Below are 23,130 nucleotides of genomic sequence, written 5' to 3'. Positions count from 1 at the left end.
GGCCGCCGCTGCGCGCGCCAGACAGGTGTCCCCGCAATGAGCACGACCTTGCTGGTCGTCGATGACGACGACGAGATCCGCGAACTTCTCTGCGACTACCTCACCGAAGCCGGCTACGCCGTGCTGGCCGCAGCCGACGGCGAGCAGATGCGCGAGCAACTGGCCCGCCAGCCGGTGGACCTGGTGGTGCTGGACCTCATGCTGCCCGGCGAGGACGGCCTCAGCCTGTGCCGCCAGTTGCAGGCGCAGCCGGGGCTGGCGGTGATCATGCTGTCGGCCAAGGGCAGCACGCTGGACCGCATCATCGGCCTGGAGGTGGGCGCCGACGACTACCTGGCCAAACCCTTCGAGCCACGCGAGCTGGTGGCGCGGATCAAGGCGGTGCTGCGCCGCCCGCAACGCTTTGAGGCTGTGCTCGAAGAGCCCGTCAGTACCGCGCAGCGCTTCGCCGGCTTCAGCCTCGACCACGTCAAGCGCCTGCTGACCCTGCCCGATGGCCAGGCCCTGAGCCTGCCGCGCTCGGACTACCGGGTGCTGCGCGAGCTGCTGGAGGCCAACGACCGGGTGGTGTCGCGCGACCAGCTCACCCGCAGCGCGTTCGGCCGCGACCACCTGCCCGACGACCGCTCGGTGGACATGTGCATCAGCCGCCTGCGCCAGCAGTTGCGCCGCGGCGCCGAGGGCCGTGCGCAGATCCTCACCATCCGCAACGAAGGCTACCTGCTGAGCATCGCCCGCGGGCCGGACGCCTGAAGTGCGCCTGCTGCGCCGGCTGTGGCCCCGCACCCTGTTCGGCCAGCTGCTGCTGATCATGATCAGCGGCACGCTGCTGGTGCAGCTGGTGTCGAGCAGCATCTGGTTTGACGTGCGCTTCGCCCAGGTGTTCGAGGCGCCAGTGCGGCTGATCGCGGCGCGCAGCGCGCCGTTGATCGCCCAGGGCGACTGCCACGCCACGCCCCCGCCCCTGCCCTCGCGCTACCACCTGCGCTGCGCCGAGACGCTGCCCGAAGCGCAGCCGGGCGACCCGCACAGCCGACGCCGTATCGAGCTGCTGCTCAACCAGGCGCTGAGCTACGAGCTGGGCCATACCTTGAAAGCGCAGGTGCTCAAGCTGCAACTCACCGACGAGCTGGGCCGACCGGTCCTGTGGCGCAGCCTGTTCGGCCTGCGCATCGCCCAGGCCCATCTGCAGTTCGCCGTGCCCTTGGCCGATGGCCACTGGTTGCTGGTGGACGGCGAGGAATTGCAGGGTTGGAGCGGCGAGTCGGCCTGGGTGCTGATCAGCGACTACCTGCTGCGGGTGTACGCCGTGCGCATACTCGCCGTGCTGCTGGTATGCCTGGTGGCGGTGCGCCTGTGCCTGCGCCCGCTGCACCGGCTCGCCGATGCCGCCCTGGGGCTGGGGCGCAACCTGGAGCAGCCGCCGCTGCCGCTGGAGGGCCCGGAGGAAGTGCGCCAGGCGGCCCAGGCGTTCAACGCCATGCAGCAACGGCTGATCGCCATGGTCAACGACAAGGCCTACTTCCTCGCGGCCGTGTCCCATGACCTGCGCACCCCGCTGACGCGCATGCGCCTGCGTCTGGAGCGGCTGGAAGACGGCGAGCACAAGGAACGGTTGCGGCAGAACATCGCGCAGATGGATGCGATGATCGGCCAGGTGCTGGATTACCTGCGGGCCGGGGAGCAACTGACGTTGCAGGAGGTGAACCTGGATCGGCTGGTGGCGCGGGTATGCGCGGATCTGGCCAGCGTCGAGGAGCCGCTGCCGGTCAGCGGCAGCATTGGCCGGCTGCGCGTCGATGCGCTGATGCTGCAACGGTGCTTGCAGAACCTGCTGGTCAACGCCCTCCGTTATGGTCGGAAGGTGTCGGTACGGCTGGAAGCCGAGGCCACGCAGGTACGCCTGCACGTGGAGGACCGCGGGCCGGGCATCGATGCGGCCTTGCTGAGTACCGTGGCCGACCCGTTCGTGCGCGGCGACAGCTCGCGCAACCAGAACTCCGGCGGCTACGGCCTGGGCCTGAGCATCGCCCAGCGCATCGCCGCCAGCCATGGCGGCGCGTTGCAGGTGGCGAATCGGGAGGGAGGTGGGTTGGTGGCCACGGTGGTGTTGGCGCGGTGATTCAGTAAGTGGCGAAAGTCAGGGAGACCACACCGCTGAGAGCGAAGCAGGACAGTAAAAAGCCAGTGATGAACATCACGAAGTGGCGGCTTGACGATGGAAGCACTCGCTTATCGGGCGATTGATCATCATCCTTCTCAGCGCTCATGATGATGACGACCGCTCCCCGCGCAGCTCTATCAGGCGGCGGCGCATCTCGCGATGACGAGAGCTGTTCAATACCAGCACCGCCAGCCATGGCATCGTCACCACGGTGAACAGGAGAATCGAGTTCAATCCCGAGCCAATGAGGTTCAAGGCCATGAGCCAGGTGAGCGTCAGCGACAACAGTACTATCCAGATCGCCCTTCTCAAGCCTCGAATCATCGCAAAATGTCCAATACACAGCAGCAATGTCAGAACACCACAGATCAGCAGGGTGTAAAGGGGGTTGTCCGGGTGATTGCGCCAATGACTATCGACCCAGAGTGCAACTGCCAGGGCCATCGCCACGATGCTAGCGAAAAAACCCATGAGGAAGATGGGAAAATAACGCTGCATGAACGTTTGGAAAGCGCTGAGTTTCATCATCACTCGATTTCCTCGTAGAGCCCCACCGCGATGCTCTGAACCGTCGAGCTGCCCGCGAGGCCGAACGTTGCGCCCAGCGAGTCGCGCAAGAGCGTCTGGGTAGCGTGGTTGATCTGTGTTGGCGTGTATCGCTTGGTCATCGTCCCTGCCGCTTGCTGGAGCTTGAGCTGTTTGGGAGTGAGTGACGGATGCTTGAGCGAGAGCAACTCGTCGGTCAGCGCCTTGCGTTGCTGGCGGCTTAGGGATTTGGTGAGTTCGAACCAGCTACGGCCCGTCGCTGCCTTGTGAACCTGAAGATATTTGAGTGTCGTCAGGCCCGAGGCTCCCACACCCATGAGCGAGACGGCATCCAGTACAGTAGATGTCGCTTGATACCACTTGCTATCGTCCATCGCGTCGTTGGCAGCAGGATTAGTTACCTCGCGCACGGTACGCACTCCGCCGATCAGACACTGAGCCGTGCTCGCCGTAGCTGCGGCTCCCCCGATATACGTGAGTACCAAACTGGTACCTGCCGTGAAGGGTGCTGCAATGGTGCCACTGAACACCACACACCAGCCGATGATGGCGCCCGCGCAGGAAAGCGTCGTGTTGACGGCCTCCTTTACAACACGTGTTTCTCGCGGATTGTTCTGTAGCTGCTCGGTATATTGTGCAGGCGTTTGGTACTTCTTGATTTCGCGCAGAATGACACGCTTGGGTTTGATGCTGCAGATGGGTTGGAACTCACGCAGGGTGACGACGTTGTAATCGGCATCCACATAAACGACGCCTGCTCCCACGATGCGGGGATCGGCATCGATTGCAGCGAACATCTGCGGCAGGTTGATTCGTGACTGAAGACGCTGCCGCGCCATGAACTGCGAAGAATTGGCCAGTTGGTTGACCAGAAGATCCGTCATTGAATGATTCCTTGCTCAGCTGCGCGCCGAGGCCTTGGGCCTGGGTCGCAGCGCAGCACCGGAAGGCCCGGTGCTGCCTGGAAAGCGCCCCTGCGCCCGTGAGGGAGCGGTTGGCCGGGGCGCCATGCCGGTGCTGACGGGGACGCGCGGCGCCCCTACAGCGTCAGCCTCAGACGTTCGGGCAAGGCACCGGCGCCCAGTCGCCCATGTCCGGGTTGCGGCACATGCTGTTGACCTGGTCGGAACCGGCCTTGGCCACTTGCTGGGCCTGGGCCTTCTTGCTGCTGGCGTTCTGCAGGGTCTTCTCGGTGGCCACCGCTTCGGTCGGCACCTTGCTGCTGGCGGTAGTGGCTTTCTTGTTGGTCTTCTTGCCGGTGGCCTTCGGCGGCTCCACGGCGGCGACCACTTGCGAGCGCTGCACGCCCACCTGCTTGAGGTCCTGCTCGTAGGCTTGGGTGTAGTTGTCCAGGTTCTCACCCAGGCGACCGTTGACGGCGGTCAGCAGGTTGTTGGATTCCTGCAGCCCGGCGACGATCTCGGCCAGGCGCTTGCGGCCCTCGGTGTCGTTGACCCGGTTGGCCTTGCGGTTCTGGATCAGGCTGGCGAACTCGCGCTGGTAGCACGACTGGGAAGCCTTGGCGTACTGGGTGGTGCGGTCCAGGTCGGCGGCGCTCTTGTCGATGTCGGCGGCGTAGGAGGCGATGCGCTGCTTGTCGTCGCTGATCTGCTTCTGACGCTCGGTGTAGTAGCCTGCCGCGCCGCCCACCAGGGCACCGCCGGCGGCACCGATGGCGGCGTTGCGACCGCGCTTGTCACCGTCGACCAGGGCACCGGTGATGGCGCCGCCAACCGCGCCGAGCAGAGCGCCGGTGGCCACCGAGCGGGTCATGTCGCCGTCGGTGGAGCGCAGGTGCTGCACCGGCTCGTAGCAGTTGGGGTAGTACTCCACCTGGGTGCTGGCGCCGACCTTGGAGACCGGCGAGCCGGCACAGCCGGTCAGCAGCACACTGCTGAAACCGGCGGCCAGCAACAGGGCGGCTCGGGCCTTGGAGGCGGAGATCAGGGAGGTGCGTTTCATGCGCATGGTCGTTTCTCTCTCGGGTGGTCTAGACCCGGTCAGCGTCATGCCGACCGGTGGTTGGGTTCATGGGGTTCGGGTGTCGGGTCGGGCGGCGGCCGAGGCCAGTAGCTCCTTGAGGATCGTCGCCGAGTCTGCCCGCCGATTCTGGCGGTACTCCCCGACATGGCGAACGAACAGGGTGGCGCGCGCCTCCAGGCTGCGGCCCAGCACTGGCTTGCGCTGCAGTTCCTGCTTGACCTGCTGGAACTGCGCCTGGATCACCGCATCGGTGTAGCGCGTGCCGCTGGCCAGGTTGTCGATGTAGATCGCCAGGGCGCCGTCCAGGGCGCTGCGACCGTTGGCGATGGCGGCGCCGTACAGCTTGGCGCTGGTCTGGTCGCCGGCCGCCTGGGCCTTGGCCTGGGTGTTCTGCAGGTTGGTCAGGCGGATGTTGTAGTTGTTGATGGTCTCGGCCACCAGCGCGGCGGACTGGATCAGGTTGCCGGCCGCTTCCTCGCGCTGGCGGGCGATCAGCGACACGTTGCGCTTGAGCTCTTCGTTGACCAGGCCCAGCTCGCCTTGCAGGCGCGGGTCGGTGGAGGCCTTGATGATCGCGTCCAGGCGCTGGGTGGGGTCGTCGGCGGCGGCGATGTCGTCGGTCAGGCCGGCCAGGCGGCCTTCCTTCTGCCACTGCTCGAACAGCTCCTGATAGCGCGAGCGCGGCGCCGACAGCGCGCCGATGGCCAACCGGAAACCGGTGGTTTCGTTGCGCTGCTCGGTGCCGTCGGCGCCGAACAGCGGGTATTCGCGGCGCATGCCGGTGAACAGCGTGGTTTCGCCTTCCAGGTAGTTGCCGCCCTTGACCACGAAACCGCCATAGGCGCCCTGGCGCCGTCCGGCGTGGACCAGCTGGAACGACTCCTGGACCATTTCGGCGGCATTGCCGATCACATCGAACAGCCCCAGCGGGTTGGGCAGCTTGGTGCCGATGGGCATCAGCCGCGCGGCCTGGCCGGTGCCGCCGGCCACCTGGTTGTACACCGCCCAGTCCGACAACGGCCCGTCGCTGTCGCTGCCCTCGACGTGGCGCGGGAACAGCCGCCCGTCGAGCTGCTGGCGGCTGACCGCCGAGCCGCCCCGGGCGGCGAATTCCCACTCCACCTCGGTGGGCAGGCGCACGAATCCGATCCCGCCATCCTCGGCCTGGCTGCCGCGGCCGCTGACCGGCAGCAGCTCGCGGTGATGCTGCATCAGCCAGGCGCTGTACACCGCCGCGAAGCGCTCGGCCTCGAAGCGCGACAGCTTGACCTTGGGCAGCCGACCGGCCGCCTCGGTGACCGGTTCGCACGCCGGCGCCGCTTCGCCGCTGGCCAGCGACTGGGCCTGGGCCATCACCTGAGCGTACTGGCGGGCGGTGACTTCGTACTTGCCGATGAAGTACATCATCGGCTTGAGCGGGCTGTCGGCGGCGACCTTCGGCAGGCTGCCTGCGACCTGCTTCTGCCAGGCGGGCGACAGGTCCTGGAGGCTGAACTGGCCGTTGATGAAGTCGCGGCGATAGCCGGAGATGAACGACTGCTTGTAGCCCGCCTCGCCTTCGCTGAAGGGATAGCCCAGGTTGACCTCGCGGTCGTCCAGGCTGCCCTGGGCCAGCACGTACACCTGGCGGAAGACGATCTCGCCGCCGCAGGGCAACGGCAGGCTGACGTCGTCGGGCAGCGGCTTGGGATTGTCCAGCTTGGCGGTGGCGGCAGGCTCGGCAGCAGTGGTTGCCGAAGGCGCGGAAGCGGCCTTGGATTTATCGTCGCCGTCGGCCGGCGAGCAGGCCGCCAAGTTCAGGGCGGTGACGGTCAGCACGGTGACGGCCAGGGCGGTCAGCGTCGGGCGAAGGTCAGACATCTCGAATTCCTTGCGAAGCGTCGATACGCGCCACACGCCAGCCACCCAGGGCGGCAGCGGTGGTACTGGCCAGCAATACGGACAGCAGGGCGACGACATAGTGCACGGGCAGCAGTTGCGCGGCGTACTCGCCCGGCACCTGCATGAACACGCGATTCAGGCCCTGCTCGGCCAGCAGGTACAGCAGTGCCGCCAGGGCGGCGGCCAGCAGCCCGCTGTACAGCGCCTGGAGCACCACGAACAGCAGCAGCGCGGCGGTGCCCAGGCCCAGCAGGCGCAGCACCGCCAGCTCGCGCTGCTTGCGCTCCACCGCCGCCACCGCGCCCGCCGCGATCGCCGCCGCCGCACCGGCCACGGCCAGGCTGGCGATGATCCAGAACACCAGGTCCAGGTTGCGACCCAACGACTGCACCTGGGCGATCTGCGCCGCCTGGGTCGAGACCAGCAGCTTGCGTTCGGCGAAGAAGCGCCGCAGCGGTTCCACGTCGTCCAGGGTGCGGGCATAGAGGCGGAAGGCCGGATAAACCCGGGCCGCAGGTGCGGCGCTGTCGCCGTCCCAGCCCAGGGCCGGCACGGCGCGACCATCGCGGTAGTCTTCGGCGGCCTCCAGCAGGGCCAGCGAGGCGAACAGGCCGTCGCGTTCGAATGACGCCAGTGGCAGCACCGCACGCACATGCAATGGCGTCTGGCGCCACTGCACCTCGCCGCCCTGGCGACGGCTGAAACTGGCCAGCAGGCGATCACCCGCCCGGGCGCCGAGCTTTTCAGCGGCGGTGTAGCTCAGCACCACATCGCGCAGGTCCGCTGCATTCGGCGCCACGGCGCCATCGAGCAGCGGATCGTTCGCAGCGGTCGGCAGCATCTCCACCGTCACCCCGCGCCCTTGCGCGGGCAGCAGCAGCTCGGCGGTGGCGGCGATCTGCCGGGTACGTGGGATGGCGAAGGCCACGTCGGGGCGCGCAGCCAGCCGGGCGATGAACTCGGCGTTGAAGCGCCCGCCGCCCAGGGCGATGATCTCGCGCACGCCAGGGTCGCGCTGCAAGCGCTCGGTGAGGCTGCCGATCAGGCCGAACTTCAGGCCGAACAGCACCAGCAGCGGCGCGATCACCGCCACCAGCGCCAGCACCGCGCAGGCCGACAGCCGCGCGTCCTGGCGGTAATCCTGCCAGGCCAGCCTGGCGATCAGCAGCGGGCGCATCAGGCGGCCTGCTCCAGGGTCGCCGTGACCCCGCCATCGGCATCGCGCCGGCAGTGCAGGCGCAGCATGCGCAAACCGGCCTCGCGGGCCAGGCGCTCGTCGTGGGTGGCGATCACGCAGGTCACCTGGTACGTGTCGGCCTGGCGCAGCAGCAATTGCATCACCCGCTCGGCATTGATCGGGTCCAGGGCGGCGGTCGGTTCGTCGGCCAGCAACAGCGTCGGCCCATGGGCCAGGGCGCGGGCGCAGCTGACCCGCTGGCGCTGGCCCAGAGACAGCTCGACCGGGCGCTTGTGCAACTGGTCGGCGACATCCAGGGCCTCGGCCAGGCGTTCGACGCTGCCGTCGTCGGCCAGGCCCAGCAGCTCACGCGGCAGGCGGATGTTGCTGCGCACGTCGAGAAAGCCCAGCAGCCCGCCGGCTTGCAGCACGTAGCCCAGGTGCCGGCTGCGCAAGGTCGCCAGGTGATCCAGCTGGCGCGCACGCCATAGCTTGGCGATGTCCTCGGCGCTGCCAGCCAGCTCGACGCTGAAGCGCTCGGCGGCGTCCGGCGCCAGCACCAGCGCCAGCAAGTCGAGCAAGGTGCTCTTGCCGCAGCCGCTGGGGCCGACCAGCGCCACCCGCGCGCCGCTCGCCAGTTGCAGATCGTCGATCGCCAGGCTGTAGCGCTGGGCGCCGTGGCCGCGTGTCTTGCGCACGCCGTGCAGGTCGATCATCACGGCAGCGTCGACAGCGGGACGCGGTACAGAGCATCGCCCGGTTCGGCATTGCCGAAGCGCACCCAGTTGGCCATGTCGTTGTGGAAGGTCTCGTACAGGCGGATCTTCGACTCCAGCTCGTCGATGAAGTCTTCCTGCTCGGCCACCGACAGCGACAGCCACAGGTCCTGGGTCATGCTCAGCGACTTGCTGCGGTACGGCAGGCCGTCGAGGTACTCGCCCAGCACGCCGCCCTGGGCCAGGTTGGCACCTTTGGTCAGGGCGCTGGGGTCGCGGCTCATGTAGGCACTGGCGCTGGCGATCTCGTTGAAGAAATCGCCAGGCGAGCTACGCGTCTTGCGCGCGGCATCGACGATCAGCTTGAGCGATTGCTGCAGGTCGTTGAGCTGCAACTTGGTGAGCAGCACGCACACTTGCAGGGTGGGCAGCGCCGGGTTGGTCAGGTCGCGGTCGGCGGTCCAGGCGCTGACCAGCTGCGGGGCCTGGCTGGCGCTGTGCCGGCCGAGGAAGTCCATGTGCATGGCGTAGCCGATGGCCTGGGTCTTGGCCGCCAGGCTGGAACCTGCGGCCAGCTCCGGCGCCTTCTGCGGCTGCTGGTTGCGTACCTGGTGAACGAGGTCGGCGAAGGTCGAGCCGATCTCCCTGACCCGCTCGCCGAAGGCGTTCACTTCGCCGCCCGGCACGCCGACGTAGAGGTCGCCGATGCGCGGGTTGGCGTCGGCGGTGAGCACTCGGTACTGCTGTTCGGCCGAGCCATGGTTCTTGACCCCAGCCGGCGTGCGCAGGTGCAGGGCGTAGATCTTCACCTGCTTGCTCAGCGCCGCCTGGCGCACTTCGGCTTCGTTCATCTGCGTGCTGCTCTGCGGGTCGCTCTGGCGCAGCGCGCCGGCATCGGTGACCAACAGCACGATACGCCCGCCATAGCCGGACCAGTCCATGCCATTGACCGCCTGCATCACCCCGGCGAAGGCGTCTTCGTTGAACGACTGGCTGGACACCGTGGTGGCCTTCACCTGCGAGGCGGCCTTGAGGAAGCGGGCCGGGTCGCGGCCTTCGTCCAGGGTCACCAGGGTCTTGCTCAGGTACTCCAGGCCAGGGGTGCGCTTGACGCTGTTGCGAAAGCCCACCAGGCCGAAGCTGACGCTGTCCAGCTCGCCGCGCTCGGCCAGTTGCGCCTGCAACTCGCTGACCACCTGGCGGACGCGGTCGATGTACGGCTGCATCGACACCGAGGTGTCCACCACCAGCACGATGCCGGTGCGGAAGTTGTTGTCGACGCTGGCCGCGCTGGCGGCCGGGGTCGCCTTGGGCGCGTCGGCCGGTGCCGCGCCGGCGCTGCCGGGGTCGATCGAGGCGATGTTGAGCAACTGCGCGGGCTGGCCATCGGCATCGAAGCTCTCGCGGTAGTCGAAGATCGGCATCAGGTAGAATTGCTGCTGCGGCACGGCGCTGGCCGTGGGCTCCAGGGCCAGCACCTCGGGCGCCTTGGCCGGATCGTTCTGCGCGTCGAGCAGCTGCGCGCGGGCACGGTTGCTGTCGTCGAGCAGCTGCTGCACGTCGTCGGGCTTGCGCAGGAACATCACCGGCGCGCGGCCGGAGCGTTCGGTGAACTTCAGCACAAGGCTCTGCTTCCAGTCGCTGGTCTGCTCGGCGGCCAGCCAGCCTTCGCGCTGGCCATCGCTGGCGGCGCCCACCTGCACCCAGGCCTGGCCGTCGACGTCCTTGCGCTGGTACACGTACAGCACCGAGAACGCCGGGAGGGCGTCCCCGGCCGCGCCGCCAGGCGCATCGCTCAAGCGGGCGCCGGGCTTGGTCAGTACGCGCTGGAACAGAGTTTTCTTGCCGGGCATCAGCAGCGGGCGATTGTCGTCCGAGGGGGCCTGGACCAAGGGTGGCGCCGTGGTGGCCTGGGCGGGGGTCTGCGCCGCGGGCGCGTCGACCGTGGGCGTGGCGCTGCCGCTGAACAGCCAGTAGCCGCCTGCCGCCAGCCCCAGCGCCGCGGCGATGGCCACGGCGAGCAGGGCGAAGGGCGGCTTTTTCTTCGCGGGCGCAGGGGCGGCGGGCGACGGTTCGCGGACGATGGGCGGCGGCTCGATGGGCGCTGGCGCGGCACTGGGGATGTCGATGGAAACCGGCGTCAGGCCGCCCAGCGCAGGCGCGGGCGTCGGAGCCTGCGCAGGCAAGGGCAGCGGCCTGATCAGCGTCAGGTCGTCGGTGGCCGGCAGCCGGTCCAGGGCCGCAAGCAGCGCGTCGGCATCGGCGAAGCGCGCGTTGGGGTCCTTGGCCAGCAGGCCGTGCAGGATGTCCTGGTAGCGGCCGTGCTCGATGGGCAGTTCCGGCAACGGCTCGGTGAGGTGCGCCAGCGCCGTGGACAGGGCGTCGATGCCCCCGTACGGCAGCTTGCCGACCAGGATCTCGTACAGCACCACGCCCAGCGCGTAGAGGTCGGCGCGGCCGTCGATCTCCAGGCCGCGCGCCTGTTCCGGGCTCATGTAGCTCGGCGTGCCGACGGCGAAACCGGCCTGGGTGAACTGGGTGTGGTCGTCCAGCGACTTGGCGATGCCGAAGTCCGACAGCACCGCCGTGCCGTCGGCGCGGAACAGGATGTTGGCGGGCTTGACGTCGCGGTGCACCAGGCCCTGGGCGTGGGCATAGCCCAGCGCCTGGGCCATCTGGCGCACGTAGAGCAGCCCTTGCTCGGGGTCCAGGCCGGCGGCGATGCGCTCTTTGAGCGTGCCGGCGGGCAGGTACTCCATGGCCATGTAGTACAGCGTCTCGACATTGCCGATGTCATGGATGGTGGCGATGTTCGGGTGCGCCAGGCGCGCCAGGGTGCGGCCCTCGCGCAGGAAGCGCTCGCAGAAGCTCGGGTCGGCGGCAAGGCTGGCGGCCATCACCTTGAGCGCCACCTTGCGCTGCAACGAGCGCTGGGTGGCCAGGTAGACACTAGCCATGGCGCCCTGGCCGATTTCACCGTCGATGTCGAAGCCGGGAATGTGCATGTCGGGGATGTCGTTCAATTGGCCTTCACCACCACGGCTGTGATGTTGTCGGGGGCGCCACGGGTCAGGCCGAGATGGACCAGCCCGCGCACCACCTGATAGGGGTCGGCGTGGTGCAGCACCTCACCGATTTCGGGGTCTTCGGCGGTCTTGGTCAGGCCGTCGCTGCACAACAGGTAGGTGTCGCCGGGTTGCACGTGCAGGTTCACGCTCTGCAACTCCAAGCGGTCCTCCACGCCGATGGCGCGGGTGACGATGTTGCCGCGCGGGTGCACGCGGGCTTCGGCCTCGCTGAGCAGGCCGCTGTCCTGCAATTCCTGCACATAGCTGTGGTCGTGGCTCAGCCGCTCGAGGCGGCCGTCGCGCAGGCGATACAGCCGGCTGTCTCCGGCCCACAGACCGATGCCCTGGTCGCCGCGCACCGCCAGCACCACCACCGTGCTGCCCATCATCGCCACGCCACGGCGGCGGGTTTCCTCGCGCACGGCATGGTTGACCCGCACCAGGGTCTCGCGCACCACTCGCGCCCGCTCCTCCAGCGGCGCCGGAAGGGGCAACTGGCGCAGGCTGTCGACGGTGAGGCTGGCCACGTAATCACCGGCGGCATGACCGCCCATGCCATCGGCCACGGCCCACAGGCCATCCACCGCCAGGTCCAGGCAGGCGTCTTCGTTGATCTTGCGCACCATGCCCACATGGCTGTAGCTGGCCGCGCTGTAGTGCAAGGTGCTCATGAGCCCGCGCCCTCGGTGCCGGTGAGGAAGGCGGCGAAATGCTCGGCGCGTGGCAGCCCGGGATAGCGCATCAGCCCAGGGGCGATGTGTTCCGAACCGCGTCCCCACCACAGGCTCATGCCTGCGCAGGCGCACTCGGCCAGCGCCCGCTCGCGGGCCTGGGCAGTGGTCACCCCCAGGCGTTGCAGGCCGCCGATGGCAGGCTCGGTCACGGCGCTGACGGGCAGCCCGCCATCGGGATCGTAGGGCCTGATCGCGCGCTCGAACGCCTCGAATGCCGCGCCCTCCTCCAGGGTGGCCAGCAGCATCGCCTCGACGTCCTCGAACCAGGCGTCGCGCCCGCCCACCAGCGCGGCCAGCGAGGTCTGCGGATCGAGCACCTGGGCGATGGTCAGCGGAAAGTAGCGCCCCACGCGGTCGATGCTCGGCATCACCACACCGGTTACCGCCTGAGGCCCGCACACGCCCGGCGCCAGCACGAATCGCCACAGCGGGCTGACCAGGTAGGCCTGCAACCACTGCTCGCCCAGTTGCCGCTGGCTGGCTTGCAGGCCGGCGGCCAGCCACTGGTCCCAGGGCTGGATGAAGGTCTGCGGCAGGTCGCGGCTGACGAAATCGCCGCGGCAGGCCACTTTTCCATAGAAACCGACGTGATTCACAAATGCTCCGGCAGGCTGAAACCGCTGACCACTCGGCTGCGGAACGGGTTGAAGGCGCTGCTGGCACGCAGCTCGTAGGACACGCTGGCGCCGTCGACGCGCAGGCGCAGGTTGAAGCGCTCGGGCGAACCCCCGGCGCTCAGGTCCGACTGGTCGAGCAGACGGAACCACGCCCATGGCCCCTCCAGGGTCAGCCCGGAGCGACCACTGGCCGACGGCGGGGTGATGGACAGGCGCACCACGCCGATGCTGTTCGGGTTCGGCCACTGCAACGACACCGGCCGGCTCGGGCCGTGGTCGTAGCTGACCTGCTGGCCATCGAGATCGAGCAGGAACTGGGTGATCGAGGCGTCCATGGCCACCGGCTTGAGCTCGAAGCGCACGCCCGGCTGCAGGCCGCCACTGGTGCGGAAGAACGCATCGCGAATGCTCGCGGCGCGCTGGAAGGTGCCCAGCACGCCTGCGCCGATGCCCAGCTTCTGCGCCGCCCCCGGCTGCCAGCTCCAGGGCGAAGTGGCGGTGTTGACGTAGGGTTGCAGGTATTTGCGGAAGTAGTTGTCCATCACCCCGCCGACGCCGAAGAACTGGCCGAAGTCTTCCAGGGTGGCATCGCGCGGGCTGCCGGCGCTGAGCGGGTAGCGCCCGGCCAGGGACTGGCGGTAGACGTTGACCACCTCGCTGGTCCACGCGGCGTTGAGCTGGTTGCGCACCCCGCCCATGACGATGGCGTTGGTGGACCCGACCACCGAGCCGACCAGGGTCTGGACCAGCTTCGGCTGTCGCGCCGCGCCCAGGGAGACCCGCTGCGAGGCGGCCTGGGCCTGGTTCTTGGCCTCGCCCAGCAGCGCTTCGCCGCTGGCCCCGACCATCGCGCTGACCTGCACGTACAACGCGTTCAGATCGGCCAGCAGGCCGTCCAGCGAACTGGGCTGACCCTCGCCGGTTTCCACCAGCTCGGCCAGGTCGGCGAAGTGCGCGGTCACCGGATCCACTTCATGCGCCTGCGCCTCGGTGCCAGGCACCGGGGTATCGCCGAGCAGGCCGCCCAGGCGCTGGCGCAGCTGATCGACGCCAGCCTGCTCCACCTTGGCCTGGGCCTTGTCGATCACCGTAGGCTGCTGCAGATCGGTTTCCTTGGCCACGGCCTGGAGCAGCTTCTTCAAGGGCGACGTGGGCCCGGACAGTACCCGCAGCACGTCGGCGGCCTGCCCGGCACTGGTGATGGGCACGAAGTCCAGGTCGGCCAGCAGCGCGTCCCACTGGCGGATGTAGTCCTGGTAATACAGCTGACGCACGTCGTCGGCCAGGCGCTTGGCATCGTTGGCCTCGCTCAGCTCACGGCCCAGCACCCAGCGCTCTTCGGCCAGGGTCTCGGCGTGGGCCAGGCTCGCGGCGAGAAACGCCTTGCGGTAGCCGTCGACGGTGAACAGGCCCGGCAACGGATCGGTCAGGGGCTTGCCGCTCTTGCGCTGGAACACCAGCGCGGCATCGCGGCCGGCCGCGTCGCTCAGGCGAAAGTCACTGACGTCCGTCGGCAGCTTCTGGCGCTTAACCCGGTCGTACACCCGCTGCGCCACCGGCAATTGCTGCAACTGGCGCCGGGTGTCGTCGATCAGGCGCTGGTCCAGCCGCGCATTGGGCGGGCGCTTGTCGAACAGCGCCGCCAGATGCTGCTCCAAGGCCTGGCGCTGATCGGGAGCCAGGTCGCGCGGCAGGTGGCGCTCCCAGTCCAGGCTGATCCAGGCCTTGATGAAGTCCGGGTCGTAGTGCTCGCCGTCGGCCAGCATCAGGTAGGCTTTCAGGCCTTCGTAGAGGTAATCCGAGGGCCCACCGGCGTACAGCTGCTCTTCGATGCGGGTGACCAGGCGCGGGGCGAACACCGCGATCAGCAGCTTGCGGTAGACGCTCTCGGACTCGCTTTCGAGCATGTCGCCCTGATACAACCCCAGGCCCTCGGCCCAGGCCGGCGGGTCGTCGGTCAGGCGGCGCACGGCGTTGAGCAGCGGCAGCACTTCGAGCACCTCGCGCTGCGCCGGGCTCAGCTCCTGCACCGTCTTGCCCAACGGCTTGAGGCGACTGTCCACCTCGGCGATGTACTGCTGGTTGGCGCGGTAGCTGAGGGTCCACAGCGTGCCGACCACCAGCACCAGCGCCACGCTCAGGGCCAGGGCGCCACGGGCGATCCACTTGCGCCGGCGCTCCACCTTCGGGTCGCTGCCCACCAGCCCGCGTTCGGCGAAGGCCACGGCGGTGAACAGCTTCTCGATGAAGTAGCTGCGCCCGGTGCCGGTCTGTCGCGCCAGGTGCGCGCGGTCCAGGCCCATGCTCTGGGCCATGCTGCCGATCAGCCGGTCGATGGGGCTGCCTTCCTGGGTGCCGCTGGTGAAGTACACCCCGCGCAGCAGGGCGCGTGCCTCGAAGGCGTTGGGCTTGAACACGCCGTCGAGGAAGGCCTTGAGGTTGCCGCGCAGGGCCGCGAACTGCTGGATGAAGCCATACACCAGGTCGCGCCGGGCCGGGTCGCGCTCGTGCTGCAGGCGCTCGACCAGGCGCTGGTTCAGGCGCTGTTCGAGCAGGGCGAATTCCTCCTCGAACTGGGCCAGCGGTCCGTCGCCCTGCTGACCGTCGTCCAGGGCGAAGGTCATGCCCCACACCTGGGCACGTTCTTCCTTGCTCAGGTCGTCGAAGAACTCCATGAAGCCCGGCACCAGGTCCAGCTTGGTGAGCATCAGGTAGACCGGGAAGCGCACGCCGAGCTGGCCGTACAGTTCCTGCACGCGGGTACGGATCGCGCTGGCATGGGCGGCGCGTTCGGCATCGCTGCCCAGCAGCAGGTCGGACAGGCTGATGGCGATGAAGGCGCCGTCGATAGGGCGGCGCGAGCGCTGCGCCTTGAGCAGGTCGAGAAAGCCCAGCCAGGCGGCCTTGTCCACTTGCGCATGGCTGTCCTGGGTGGTGTAGCGGCCGGCCGTGTCGAGCAGCACGGCCTGATCGGTGAACCACCAGTCGCAATTGCGCGTGCCGCCTACGCCACGGATCGCGCCTTCGCCCAGCTGCGCGGCCAGGGGAAAATGCAGGCCAGAGTTGACCAGCGCGGTGGTCTTGCCCGACCCGGGCGGGCCGATGATCACGTACCACGGCAGCTCGTAAAGGTTGCGCCGCTCGTCGCCCCCCAGGCGCGCTTTCTTGAGCAGCGCCAGGGCCTCGTCCATGCGCTGGCGCAGGGTCGCCAGCTCTTCGGCGGTGGCCAGGCTGGTGGGGTCCGGGGCGGTTTCGGCCGCCACGCTTTCCAGCACCTTGGCAGCCTGCCGGCGCGCCTGGACGATGCGCCAGGTACGGTAGGCGATCCATACCGCGAACAGCAGCACGATCAGGATCCAGCGCGGCGCGGGCGCTGCCAGCGCATCGAGCAACGGACCCAGGAACCAGATGATCAGGCTCAGGGCGATCAGCCCCAGCACCGGCACCACCCAGCGAATGACGAAACCGATCAACGCCTTCACTCGACACCCTCCGCCAGCACTGTGATTTCCACCCGACGATTCTTCGCCCGGCCCTGCGCGGTGTCGTTCGACGCCAGCGGCTCGGTGTCGCTCAGCCCCTGCGCGGTGAAACGCTGGGGCTGACCGGTACGCGCCGCCAGCAGCGCCTTGACCTCTTCGGCGCGGGCCTGGGACAGCGCCCAGTTGGAGGGGAAGCGAATGGTGGCGATGCGCTGGTTGTCGCTGTGCCCGGTGACCCGGACGTTACCCTTGACCTTGGCCACGGCTGCGGCGATGCGCTGCAACAGCGGCTCGAAGTCGCCCTTGATGCTGGCGCTGGCCGAGGCGAACAGTTCGTCGCCGCGAATGGTCACCACCGAGCGGTCCACTGCGTCCTCCACGGCGACCCGCCCGGCCTTGATGTCCTCGGCCAGGAAACCGGCCAGGCGCGGACGCTCCACCGGCTTGGGCTGCACGACCGGACGGTCCATGGCCTGCACCGGGATCTCGCCCAGCGCGTGGATGCCACGGAACACCGGTTCGGCATCGGCGGCGAGCATCAGGCGCAGGCCGAACAGCAGCAGCAACAGCAGGGCCAGCGCCACGGCCAGGCCCACCCAGGGCGGCACGAACTGCGCCAGGCGATCACGGCTGACGGTCACCCCGCGCCAGTGCGGCGACAGCTCGCGCTCGCGTTCGCCACGGGCGCTGCGGATGGCGGCGGCCGTGCGTTCGCGCAGCGCTTCGAGCTGGGCACGGCCGCCGTTCATGACCCGGTAGCGGCCCTCGAACCCGAGGCTGGTGCACAGGTACAGCAGCTCCAGCAGGTTCAGGCGCTCGCGCGGGCTCTGCAGGCAGTGTTCGAGCAGCTGGAAAGTCTTCTCGCCGCCCCAGGCCTCGTTGTGCACGGTGATCAGCAGGCTCTGCTTGCCCCAGTCGCTGCCGCTGCCCCACGGCGTGCTGAGCACGGCTTCGTCCAGCGCGGTGCACAAGGCATAGCGGGCCAGCAGCACTTCGTTGCGCGGCACCCCGGCGGCCTCGGCACGTTCCTCGAACTGGCGCAGATAGGCCAGCAACTGCGCACGCAGGCTGGCCGGCGCCGGATGGGCGATGGTGTTGCGCAGGCGCGTGAGCAGCGCCAGCAAGGGCCCGGCGGCCTGCTCCAAGGGGTTGAGGCCAGCGCCCTGGCCGGGCGCCAGCGGCTCGGCCGGTACGTTCAGCGGCGGGGGCGGCGCGGCCGTGGGTGGCGCCGCCGACGCGGGCGCGCGGCCGCCGGGGCGCGGCATGAACTGGGTACGGTCGTGGCCCTGCGGATCGTCAGGCTGCATCGCGGCGCGATCTCCATCCGTGGAAAAAAGCCGACGAGCGATGAGTTCGCCCCTCGTTCACCTGTGAAACCGGCCCTACGGCCCGCGCTGACCGCTGTCGACAGACGCCCATCGTCCTACCCTCGAATGGCCCAGAAGGCCAGGCTCAACCCCGGGAACTCGCCCGCCACGTAGAACGCGAAGCCGCCGGAGTGCTGCAACTGCTTCCAGTGCTCGCTGCCGCGGTCGAGTTCGAAGTAGGTGGAGCCGGCATGGAACGGAATCTGCCGCGGCGCCACCGGCAACGGCAGCAAGCCGATGCCCGGCAGTTGCAGGTTGACCAGGTCGCGAATGTGCTCCACCGAACCGATCTTGCTCTGCTGGCCGAAGCGGCTGCGCAAGGTCTCGCTGGGTACGTCGGCACGCACCACCAGGATGAAGCTGGCGCTGTCGAGCAGGCTGCGGTCGGCGAGCATGCCCACGTGCACCCCGTAGGCCTTCTCGACGATGGGAATGGCCACCGCCTTGCTGTCGATCAACATCGACAGGGCCTGGCGCAGCGAGGCCATCAGCGGTTGGAAGGTGGCCGCCAGGTCGTCGTGCTGGTACGCCGGGAAGCTCTCCGGTCGACGCCCGTCCTGGGTGAAGGTGGCGAACTCGCCGGCCAGGGCCACCAGCTCGCTGTACAAGCGTTCGGGATGCAACGGGCTCAACTGGCCGAGGTGCTCGACCAGCGGCTGCGCCCGGTTGACCAGTTGCAGCAGCATGAAGTCGGCGATCTCCGACGCCCCGCCATTGGCCGAGGCGACCACGCGCCCGGCCAGGGCCTCGCCACGCTGGTGCAGCAGGCCCAGCAGTTCGCTGCGAAAGTTCGCCAGCGGGTTGCTGGCCGCCACATCCAGCAGCGGCGGGATGTAACTGTCGTCGAGCACCAGGGCGCGGTCGGCGCGTTTCTCGCGGATGCGCACCACGCCCAGGGCGGCGTGGTCACCCAGCCCTTCGCGCTCGGTCAGCAGGCGCAGCGCACGGCTGCCCAGGGCCAGCGGCGCGCGGTTCTCGAAGGGCGCGTTGTCGTCGCGCACTTCACTGACGCTGGACACGTAGCGCGCGCCCTCCAGCGGCTCGCCGGTGTCGACCGTGTCGCGGGCACCGGCGCGCTTGAGCGGCAGGCCCAGGTGAATCACCGCGTCACGCAGGTCATCGGGGATTTCCAGCGGCGGCGGCGGCAGGTCGTCGCGCGGAATGTCGAACGGCGTGCCGTCGGGCAGCAGGCCACGGGCACTGACGATCGCCAGCTTGCCCTGGGCCAGCAGCCCCGGGTCGACCAGCAGTTCGGAGAAGCCCCACGCGGCGGCCGACAGCGGACGGCTGCGGGCATCGATGAGATGTTCCAGGTAGCGGTCGTGCTGCTGGAAGTGCTGGGTCGTGATGAACATGCCTTCCGACCACACCACACGGTTGTTCCAGGACATGATGACTCCGTCGGCTAGCGCGCAGGGGCAGGTTGTGGGGTGGCGACGGCGCTGCGTACGGCGCGCACGTCGAGGCTGATCTGGTAATCGCGTGGTGGCACCGGCAGTACGCTGCGCCACTGGGCGCGGTCGATCTCACGGTAACCGACCACCAGACCGACCAGGCGGGTGGCCGGATTCAGCGGCCGGTCCAGCTGCAATTGCCGACCCGGCTGCAACAGCACTTCATCCTGGTCGATCAGGTCCGCACCCAAGGTGGCCTGGGCGCGCTCGGCCAGGGCGAAATAGTCGGCCCGCTCGAAGGCCGCGGCGTTCTTGAGCTCGAACACCCGCACCCGCACCGGCGCCGCGCTACCGTCGGCGCCTGGGTTGAGCCCGGCGGCGGCGCTGAAGTACAGGGTCACGCCGGGCGCACCGTCGTCGGCCGGCGCCGGTGCCGGCGCATCCTTGCTGCAAGCACTGAGCAGCACCAGGGAGAGGGCTGCGATCAGTCGTGTGGCTCTCATGTTCGTCCTCATGACGTACTGGAATTCTTCCTGCTCCGAGGCCGTGCCTCAGGAGCGTTGCAATCGGGCGTTGTGCGCCTCGTAGGCGCGGCTGAACTCGCGGCCGAACAGGTCCTGGAAATCATCCTGCGCCTCGCGCGAAATCTGCCCGTACAGCTCGGTGAACTGTTGCCACAGGTGGGCTTGACGCGAGCCACCGAACAGCTTGGCGAGGCCGGCTGCCGGTGCCAGGCGGCCCTCCAACTGCCCAGGCTCGAAGCGCACCAGCAGGTGCTTGATGGCCGCCTCGACGCCCGCCATCACGGCCAGCTGGTGCGCACGCAAGTCGTCGAAGCTATCGCGCACCGCCTGGTCGGCCGGCATGAACGCCTGGCTGCCCTGGCGCAGCAACAGCAGCAGCGCCTCGTCGGCATTGGGGGCGAACTTCAGCGGGTTGTTCTGCACCGGGGCGATGGTGGTCTGTTGCATGCGGAACTCGCCCTTGAGGCTGGCGCGCGCGCGCAGCACGTCGATCAGGCCTTCGACCATCAACCGGTAGCTGCGGCCCACTGCTTCCATCTGCGCGGCGGCATCGTCGGCGTCGATGCGCAGGTGCTCGATGCCGGCACCGCGCAGGAACGCCTGCAGCAACGCCGGTTCAGCCATGCCCGTAGCGCTCGCGGGCGCGGCAGCGGGGGCTGGCGCGACAGGTGCAAGGGCTGGCTCAACGGGTGCGGCAGGTGCAACCGGTGCGAGTAGCGGTGCGGGCTCGGGCGGCGGCGTCGGTTCGAAGGCGGGCAGCGGCGGCAGCACGGGCGCCACCTCGGGCGTCGTCGGTGCCGGCGCGGGCGCATCGTCGAAAGGGTTCCAGTCGGCTGGGATCACCCCGGCCGCCGGAGCCGAGGGGGCCGTAGGCGGCGGTGGAGCAGGTGCAGGCGCCACGGGAACAGGCGGTCGGAAATCGTGCTGCTGCGCCGGGACATGATCGGGCTGGCTGGCGGGTGGCACGCTGGAGGGGCCAAGGAAGTCGAACAGGTCCGGCAGCGTGTCGTGACTCGACGCCCCTTGAGGAAACGAGACGGGAACAGGCGCCACGGGTGCACTGGCAGCCGCGACCTGATTGGCCATCAACGCCTCGAAGCTCTGCGCGCCGGGCTGGCTGACGGCCTCCACGGAAAACCCCGAATCGATGCGCGCCTGAATTTCGTATTCACCGATACGGATAACTTCGCCGTCCATCAGCGGTTCACTGTTTCCGCGCCGTAGACGCACGCCGGCATTCACCAGCTCGACGCCGTTGGTGCTGCTGTCGGTTATATAGTAACGACCGTCGCGGAACTGAACGACACAATGCCTGGAAGATACCAGCCGTTCCGGGTCCGGCAACGTCCAATCGTTTTCAGGGCTTCTTCCAATGCTGATTGCACCGGTATCCACGGTAATGTCCGGGCGCTGCCCAGGCGTAATCTTGTGGTAACTAGTGATAGTTAGGCAAAGTGCCATCACGCCTCCTGCATAGCCTGTTTAATCTGATTCCATTCAAATGGATGGATGGGCGCCCTACGAAACCGATCACCTGAACGATGCAAGCGTGTCACGGGAAATGCGTCTATTATCCCTGCAAAATTCCACACTCTACCCCACCAACGCTTCATCATCATGTCGCCTTTGGCACCGTGCTGAAGTTTTGCTGAAACGATCACACCCCTGTTTAGAGGTGCTTAGCTTACCTTGACAGCATTTTGGAAATAAACCATAAATGCGCAACTTTGAACCTCTGGCACCGATATCAGTCCGATATCACGCCCGGAAGTTCTGGATTTTTCTGTGACCCTGTTCACATTTGCAACTTCGGTAGACGGCACCCTCTGCTGAGCCCCGCCACGGGCCGATATGGAGATCGATTTCTGGTGAACTCCCAGGTACTGCTAGCCGCTGTTTCAGACGACTTCCCGTGCGGTGAAGACCTGGAATACGATGCGGACTTCCTGCAACTCGAACGCGATGCCCAAGGGCGTCCGGAGCGAGTCATGGGCGATGCGGTACAAGCGGCCGAGCCGCCCCAGTGGCGCGCCATCGAACAGTCCTGCGAGCGCCTGCTGGAGCGTAGCAAGGACCTGCGCATCACCCACTTCCTGGTCCAGTCCAACCTCGCGCTGAACGGCTTCGTCGGCCTCGCCGCGAGCCTGGAGCTGATCCGCGACCTGCTCGGTGAATACTGGCTGCACCTGCACCCGCAGCTGGACGCCGCCGACGACAACGACCCCACTGTACGCATCAACGCCCTCGCCGGCCTTACCTGCGAACCCAACATCGCGCTGCTGCGCGAAGCGGTGCTGGCCCGCTCGCGCGCCTTCGGCCCGGTGACCCTGCGCGCCGCCCTGCACGCCGCCGGCTTGCAGCACTTCGCCAGCGAAGACTTGAGCGTCGAAGCCCTGGCCGCCGCCCTGCGCGATGCCGACCCCGACGAGCTCGAACAGACCCGCCAGGCACTGACCCAGGCCCGCGAGGCCTGCGAAGCCATCGAGCGCCGCGTCAGCGACCAGGTTGGTTCGGCCGCGGGCGTGGACCTGAGCGCGCTCAAGCAGCCGCTGCGCCTGGCCCAGCAAGTGCTGGCCGACTACGCCCCAGGCGGCGCGCCTTCGGCCGCAGCGACCGAGGCCGACCCACAGCCGTACGCGGATGCACCGCCCACGCCGGCCAGCGCCGCGAACGCCCGCCCCGCCGCGCGCCCTGGCGAGGTGAACAGCCGCGACGACGTACGCCAATGCCTGGATCGGCTGCTTCAGTACTACGCCCGCCACGAACCTTCCAGCCCGCTGCCGGTACTGCTGCGCCGGGCCAAGAACCTGGTCGACGCCGACTTCGCGACCATCGTGCGCGACCTGATTCCCGATGGCCTTTCGCAGTTCGAAAACCTGCGTGGGCCACAGGACGACTGATACCACCGACAGCCGCAACGAACGAACGCGCCCCAGCGGCGACCAGGAGGAACCACGTGGCCAAAGACAGCTCCCAGAAATTCATCGCGCGCAACCGCGCGCCGCGCGTGCAGATCGAATACGACGTCGAACTGTACGGCGCCGAGAAGAAAGTCCAGCTGCCCTTCGTCATGGGCGTGCTCGCCGACCTGGCCGGCAAGCCCGAAGAGCCGCTGCCGGCCGTGGCCGACCGCAAGTTCCTGGAGGTCGACGTCGACAACTTCGACTCGCGCCTCAAGGCGATGAAGCCGCGCGTGGCCTTCAACGTGCCCAACGAGCTGACCGGCGACGGCAACCTGAGCCTGGACATCACCTTCGAGAGCATGGACGACTTCAGCCCCGCCGCAGTGGCGCGCAAGGTCGATGCCCTGAACCAGTTGCTGGAGGCGCGCACCCAGCTGGCCAACCTGCTGACCTACATGGACGGCAAGACCGGCGCCGAGGACATCATCCTCAAGGCCATCAAGGACCCTGCCCTGCTGCAGGCCCTGGCCAGCGCCCCGAAACCTGCCGACAACGAGCCGAGCGCCTGAGGAGC

General features: G+C 68.2%; 18 protein-coding genes. 4 read left to right on the top strand and 14 right to left on the bottom strand.

Annotation, left to right across the window (positions count from 1 at the left end):
• The first annotated feature begins 36 nt into the window (after positions 1 to 36).
• Entirely contained in the window at positions 37 to 753 is a 717-nt protein-coding gene (locus IAE34_RS18410) for a response regulator (RefSeq protein WP_200140408.1), read from the top strand.
• 1 nt (position 754) lies between these two features.
• Positions 755 to 2,122: an ATP-binding protein gene (locus IAE34_RS18405; protein WP_200140407.1), complete on the top strand. Its 1,368-nt coding sequence runs from the start codon at positions 755 to 757 to the stop codon at positions 2,120 to 2,122.
• Positions 2,123 to 2,266: 144 nt separating this feature from the next.
• On the opposite strand, the gene IAE34_RS18400 is transcribed toward IAE34_RS18405, so the two are convergent.
• The 14 genes from IAE34_RS18400 to tagH form a co-directional block, all read right to left on the bottom strand.
• Positions 2,267 to 2,692 (bottom strand): hypothetical protein, encoded by a 426-nt coding sequence (locus tag IAE34_RS18400; protein ID WP_200140406.1) that lies wholly within the window; start codon positions 2,690 to 2,692, stop codon positions 2,267 to 2,269.
• On the bottom strand, positions 2,692 to 3,594 hold the full coding sequence (locus tag IAE34_RS18395) for an NAD synthetase (RefSeq protein WP_200140405.1): 903 nt from the start codon (positions 3,592 to 3,594) through the stop codon (positions 2,692 to 2,694). Before IAE34_RS18395 ends, IAE34_RS18400 begins: the two co-directional genes overlap by 1 nt.
• A gap of 169 nt (positions 3,595 to 3,763) precedes the next feature.
• Positions 3,764 to 4,678: a type VI secretion system-associated lipoprotein TagQ gene (gene tagQ / locus IAE34_RS18390; RefSeq protein ID WP_442793217.1), complete on the bottom strand. Its 915-nt coding sequence runs from the start codon at positions 4,676 to 4,678 to the stop codon at positions 3,764 to 3,766.
• Between the two features lie 60 nt (positions 4,679 to 4,738).
• Positions 4,739 to 6,553 (bottom strand): formylglycine-generating enzyme family protein, encoded by a 1,815-nt coding sequence (locus tag IAE34_RS18385; protein WP_200140403.1) that lies wholly within the window; start codon positions 6,551 to 6,553, stop codon positions 4,739 to 4,741.
• Entirely contained in the window at positions 6,546 to 7,751 is a 1,206-nt protein-coding gene (locus tag IAE34_RS18380) for an FtsX-like permease family protein (RefSeq protein WP_200140402.1), read from the bottom strand. The genes IAE34_RS18385 and IAE34_RS18380 overlap by 8 nt, the downstream gene beginning before the upstream one ends.
• Entirely contained in the window at positions 7,751 to 8,467 is a 717-nt protein-coding gene (locus IAE34_RS18375; protein WP_233631226.1) for an ABC transporter ATP-binding protein, read from the bottom strand. Before IAE34_RS18375 ends, IAE34_RS18380 begins: the two co-directional genes overlap by 1 nt.
• Positions 8,467 to 11,472, bottom strand: coding sequence for a serine/threonine-protein kinase (locus IAE34_RS18370; protein ID WP_200140414.1), 3,006 nt, complete (start codon positions 11,470 to 11,472; stop codon positions 8,467 to 8,469). The genes IAE34_RS18375 and IAE34_RS18370 overlap by 1 nt, the downstream gene beginning before the upstream one ends.
• Before the next feature lie 14 nt (positions 11,473 to 11,486).
• Positions 11,487 to 12,206, bottom strand: a complete 720-nt coding sequence (locus IAE34_RS18365; RefSeq protein ID WP_200140400.1) for a PP2C family protein-serine/threonine phosphatase — start codon at positions 12,204 to 12,206, stop codon at positions 11,487 to 11,489.
• Positions 12,203 to 12,865 (bottom strand): type VI secretion system-associated protein TagF, encoded by a 663-nt coding sequence (tagF, locus tag IAE34_RS18360; RefSeq protein ID WP_200140399.1) that lies wholly within the window; start codon positions 12,863 to 12,865, stop codon positions 12,203 to 12,205. The genes IAE34_RS18365 and tagF overlap by 4 nt, the downstream gene beginning before the upstream one ends.
• Positions 12,862 to 16,368, bottom strand: a complete 3,507-nt coding sequence (tssM, locus tag IAE34_RS18355; RefSeq protein WP_200140398.1) for a type VI secretion system membrane subunit TssM — start codon at positions 16,366 to 16,368, stop codon at positions 12,862 to 12,864. The genes tagF and tssM overlap by 4 nt, the downstream gene beginning before the upstream one ends.
• Positions 16,365 to 17,675: a DotU family type VI secretion system protein gene (locus tag IAE34_RS18350; protein ID WP_200140397.1), complete on the bottom strand. Its 1,311-nt coding sequence runs from the start codon at positions 17,673 to 17,675 to the stop codon at positions 16,365 to 16,367. The genes tssM and IAE34_RS18350 overlap by 4 nt, the downstream gene beginning before the upstream one ends.
• 116 nt (positions 17,676 to 17,791) lie before the next feature.
• The gene (tssK, locus tag IAE34_RS18345; protein ID WP_200140396.1) at positions 17,792 to 19,126 is read right to left on the bottom strand and encodes a type VI secretion system baseplate subunit TssK; all 1,335 of its coding nucleotides are present in this window, start codon (positions 19,124 to 19,126) and stop codon (positions 17,792 to 17,794) included.
• A gap of 14 nt (positions 19,127 to 19,140) precedes the next feature.
• Positions 19,141 to 19,632: a type VI secretion system lipoprotein TssJ gene (tssJ, locus tag IAE34_RS18340; RefSeq protein ID WP_200140395.1), complete on the bottom strand. Its 492-nt coding sequence runs from the start codon at positions 19,630 to 19,632 to the stop codon at positions 19,141 to 19,143.
• Positions 19,633 to 19,680: 48 nt separating this feature from the next.
• Positions 19,681 to 21,114 carry a type VI secretion system-associated FHA domain protein TagH gene (gene tagH, locus IAE34_RS18335; RefSeq protein ID WP_200140394.1) on the bottom strand — a complete coding sequence of 478 codons (1,434 nt, stop codon included), beginning with the start codon at positions 21,112 to 21,114 and terminating at the stop codon, positions 19,681 to 19,683.
• A gap of 407 nt (positions 21,115 to 21,521) precedes the next feature.
• On the opposite strand from tagH, the gene tssA reads away from it, so the two are divergent.
• Together tssA and tssB are read left to right on the top strand one after the other, a co-directional pair.
• Positions 21,522 to 22,553, top strand: a complete 1,032-nt coding sequence (gene tssA, locus IAE34_RS18330) for a type VI secretion system protein TssA (RefSeq protein WP_200140393.1) — start codon at positions 21,522 to 21,524, stop codon at positions 22,551 to 22,553.
• Between the two features lie 56 nt (positions 22,554 to 22,609).
• Positions 22,610 to 23,125 (top strand): type VI secretion system contractile sheath small subunit, encoded by a 516-nt coding sequence (gene tssB / locus IAE34_RS18325; protein WP_029613826.1) that lies wholly within the window; start codon positions 22,610 to 22,612, stop codon positions 23,123 to 23,125.
• The last annotated feature ends 5 nt before the right edge of the window (positions 23,126 to 23,130 follow it).

This window comes from Pseudomonas sp. S30 (assembly GCF_016518545.1).
GTDB lineage: Bacteria > Pseudomonadota > Gammaproteobacteria > Pseudomonadales > Pseudomonadaceae > Aquipseudomonas.
This window is presented reverse-complemented; position numbering and strand designations above follow the sequence as displayed.

Excerpts from the sequence above, each read along its gene's own strand:
- IAE34_RS18400 (WP_200140406.1), bottom strand. The coding sequence starts at position 2,692 with ATGATGAAACTCAGCGCTTTCCAAACGTTCATGCAGCGTTATTTTCCC.
- tagH (WP_200140394.1), bottom strand. The coding sequence starts at position 21,114 with ATGGCACTTTGCCTAACTATCACTAGTTACCACAAGATTACGCCTGGG.
- tssJ (WP_200140395.1), bottom strand. The coding sequence starts at position 19,632 with ATGAGAGCCACACGACTGATCGCAGCCCTCTCCCTGGTGCTGCTCAGT.
- IAE34_RS18380 (WP_200140402.1), bottom strand. The coding sequence starts at position 7,751 with ATGCGCCCGCTGCTGATCGCCAGGCTGGCCTGGCAGGATTACCGCCAG.
- tssK (WP_200140396.1), bottom strand. The coding sequence starts at position 19,126 with ATGTCCTGGAACAACCGTGTGGTGTGGTCGGAAGGCATGTTCATCACG.
- IAE34_RS18410 (WP_200140408.1), top strand. The coding sequence starts at position 37 with ATGAGCACGACCTTGCTGGTCGTCGATGACGACGACGAGATCCGCGAA.
- IAE34_RS18370 (WP_200140414.1), bottom strand. The coding sequence starts at position 11,472 with ATGCACATTCCCGGCTTCGACATCGACGGTGAAATCGGCCAGGGCGCC.
- tagQ (WP_442793217.1), bottom strand. The coding sequence starts at position 4,678 with ATGCGCATGAAACGCACCTCCCTGATCTCCGCCTCCAAGGCCCGAGCC.
- IAE34_RS18385 (WP_200140403.1), bottom strand. The coding sequence starts at position 6,553 with ATGTCTGACCTTCGCCCGACGCTGACCGCCCTGGCCGTCACCGTGCTG.
- IAE34_RS18395 (WP_200140405.1), bottom strand. The coding sequence starts at position 3,594 with ATGACGGATCTTCTGGTCAACCAACTGGCCAATTCTTCGCAGTTCATG.
- IAE34_RS18350 (WP_200140397.1), bottom strand. The coding sequence starts at position 17,675 with ATGCAGCCTGACGATCCGCAGGGCCACGACCGTACCCAGTTCATGCCG.
- IAE34_RS18375 (WP_233631226.1), bottom strand. The coding sequence starts at position 8,467 with ATGATCGACCTGCACGGCGTGCGCAAGACACGCGGCCACGGCGCCCAG.
- IAE34_RS18365 (WP_200140400.1), bottom strand. The coding sequence starts at position 12,206 with ATGAGCACCTTGCACTACAGCGCGGCCAGCTACAGCCATGTGGGCATG.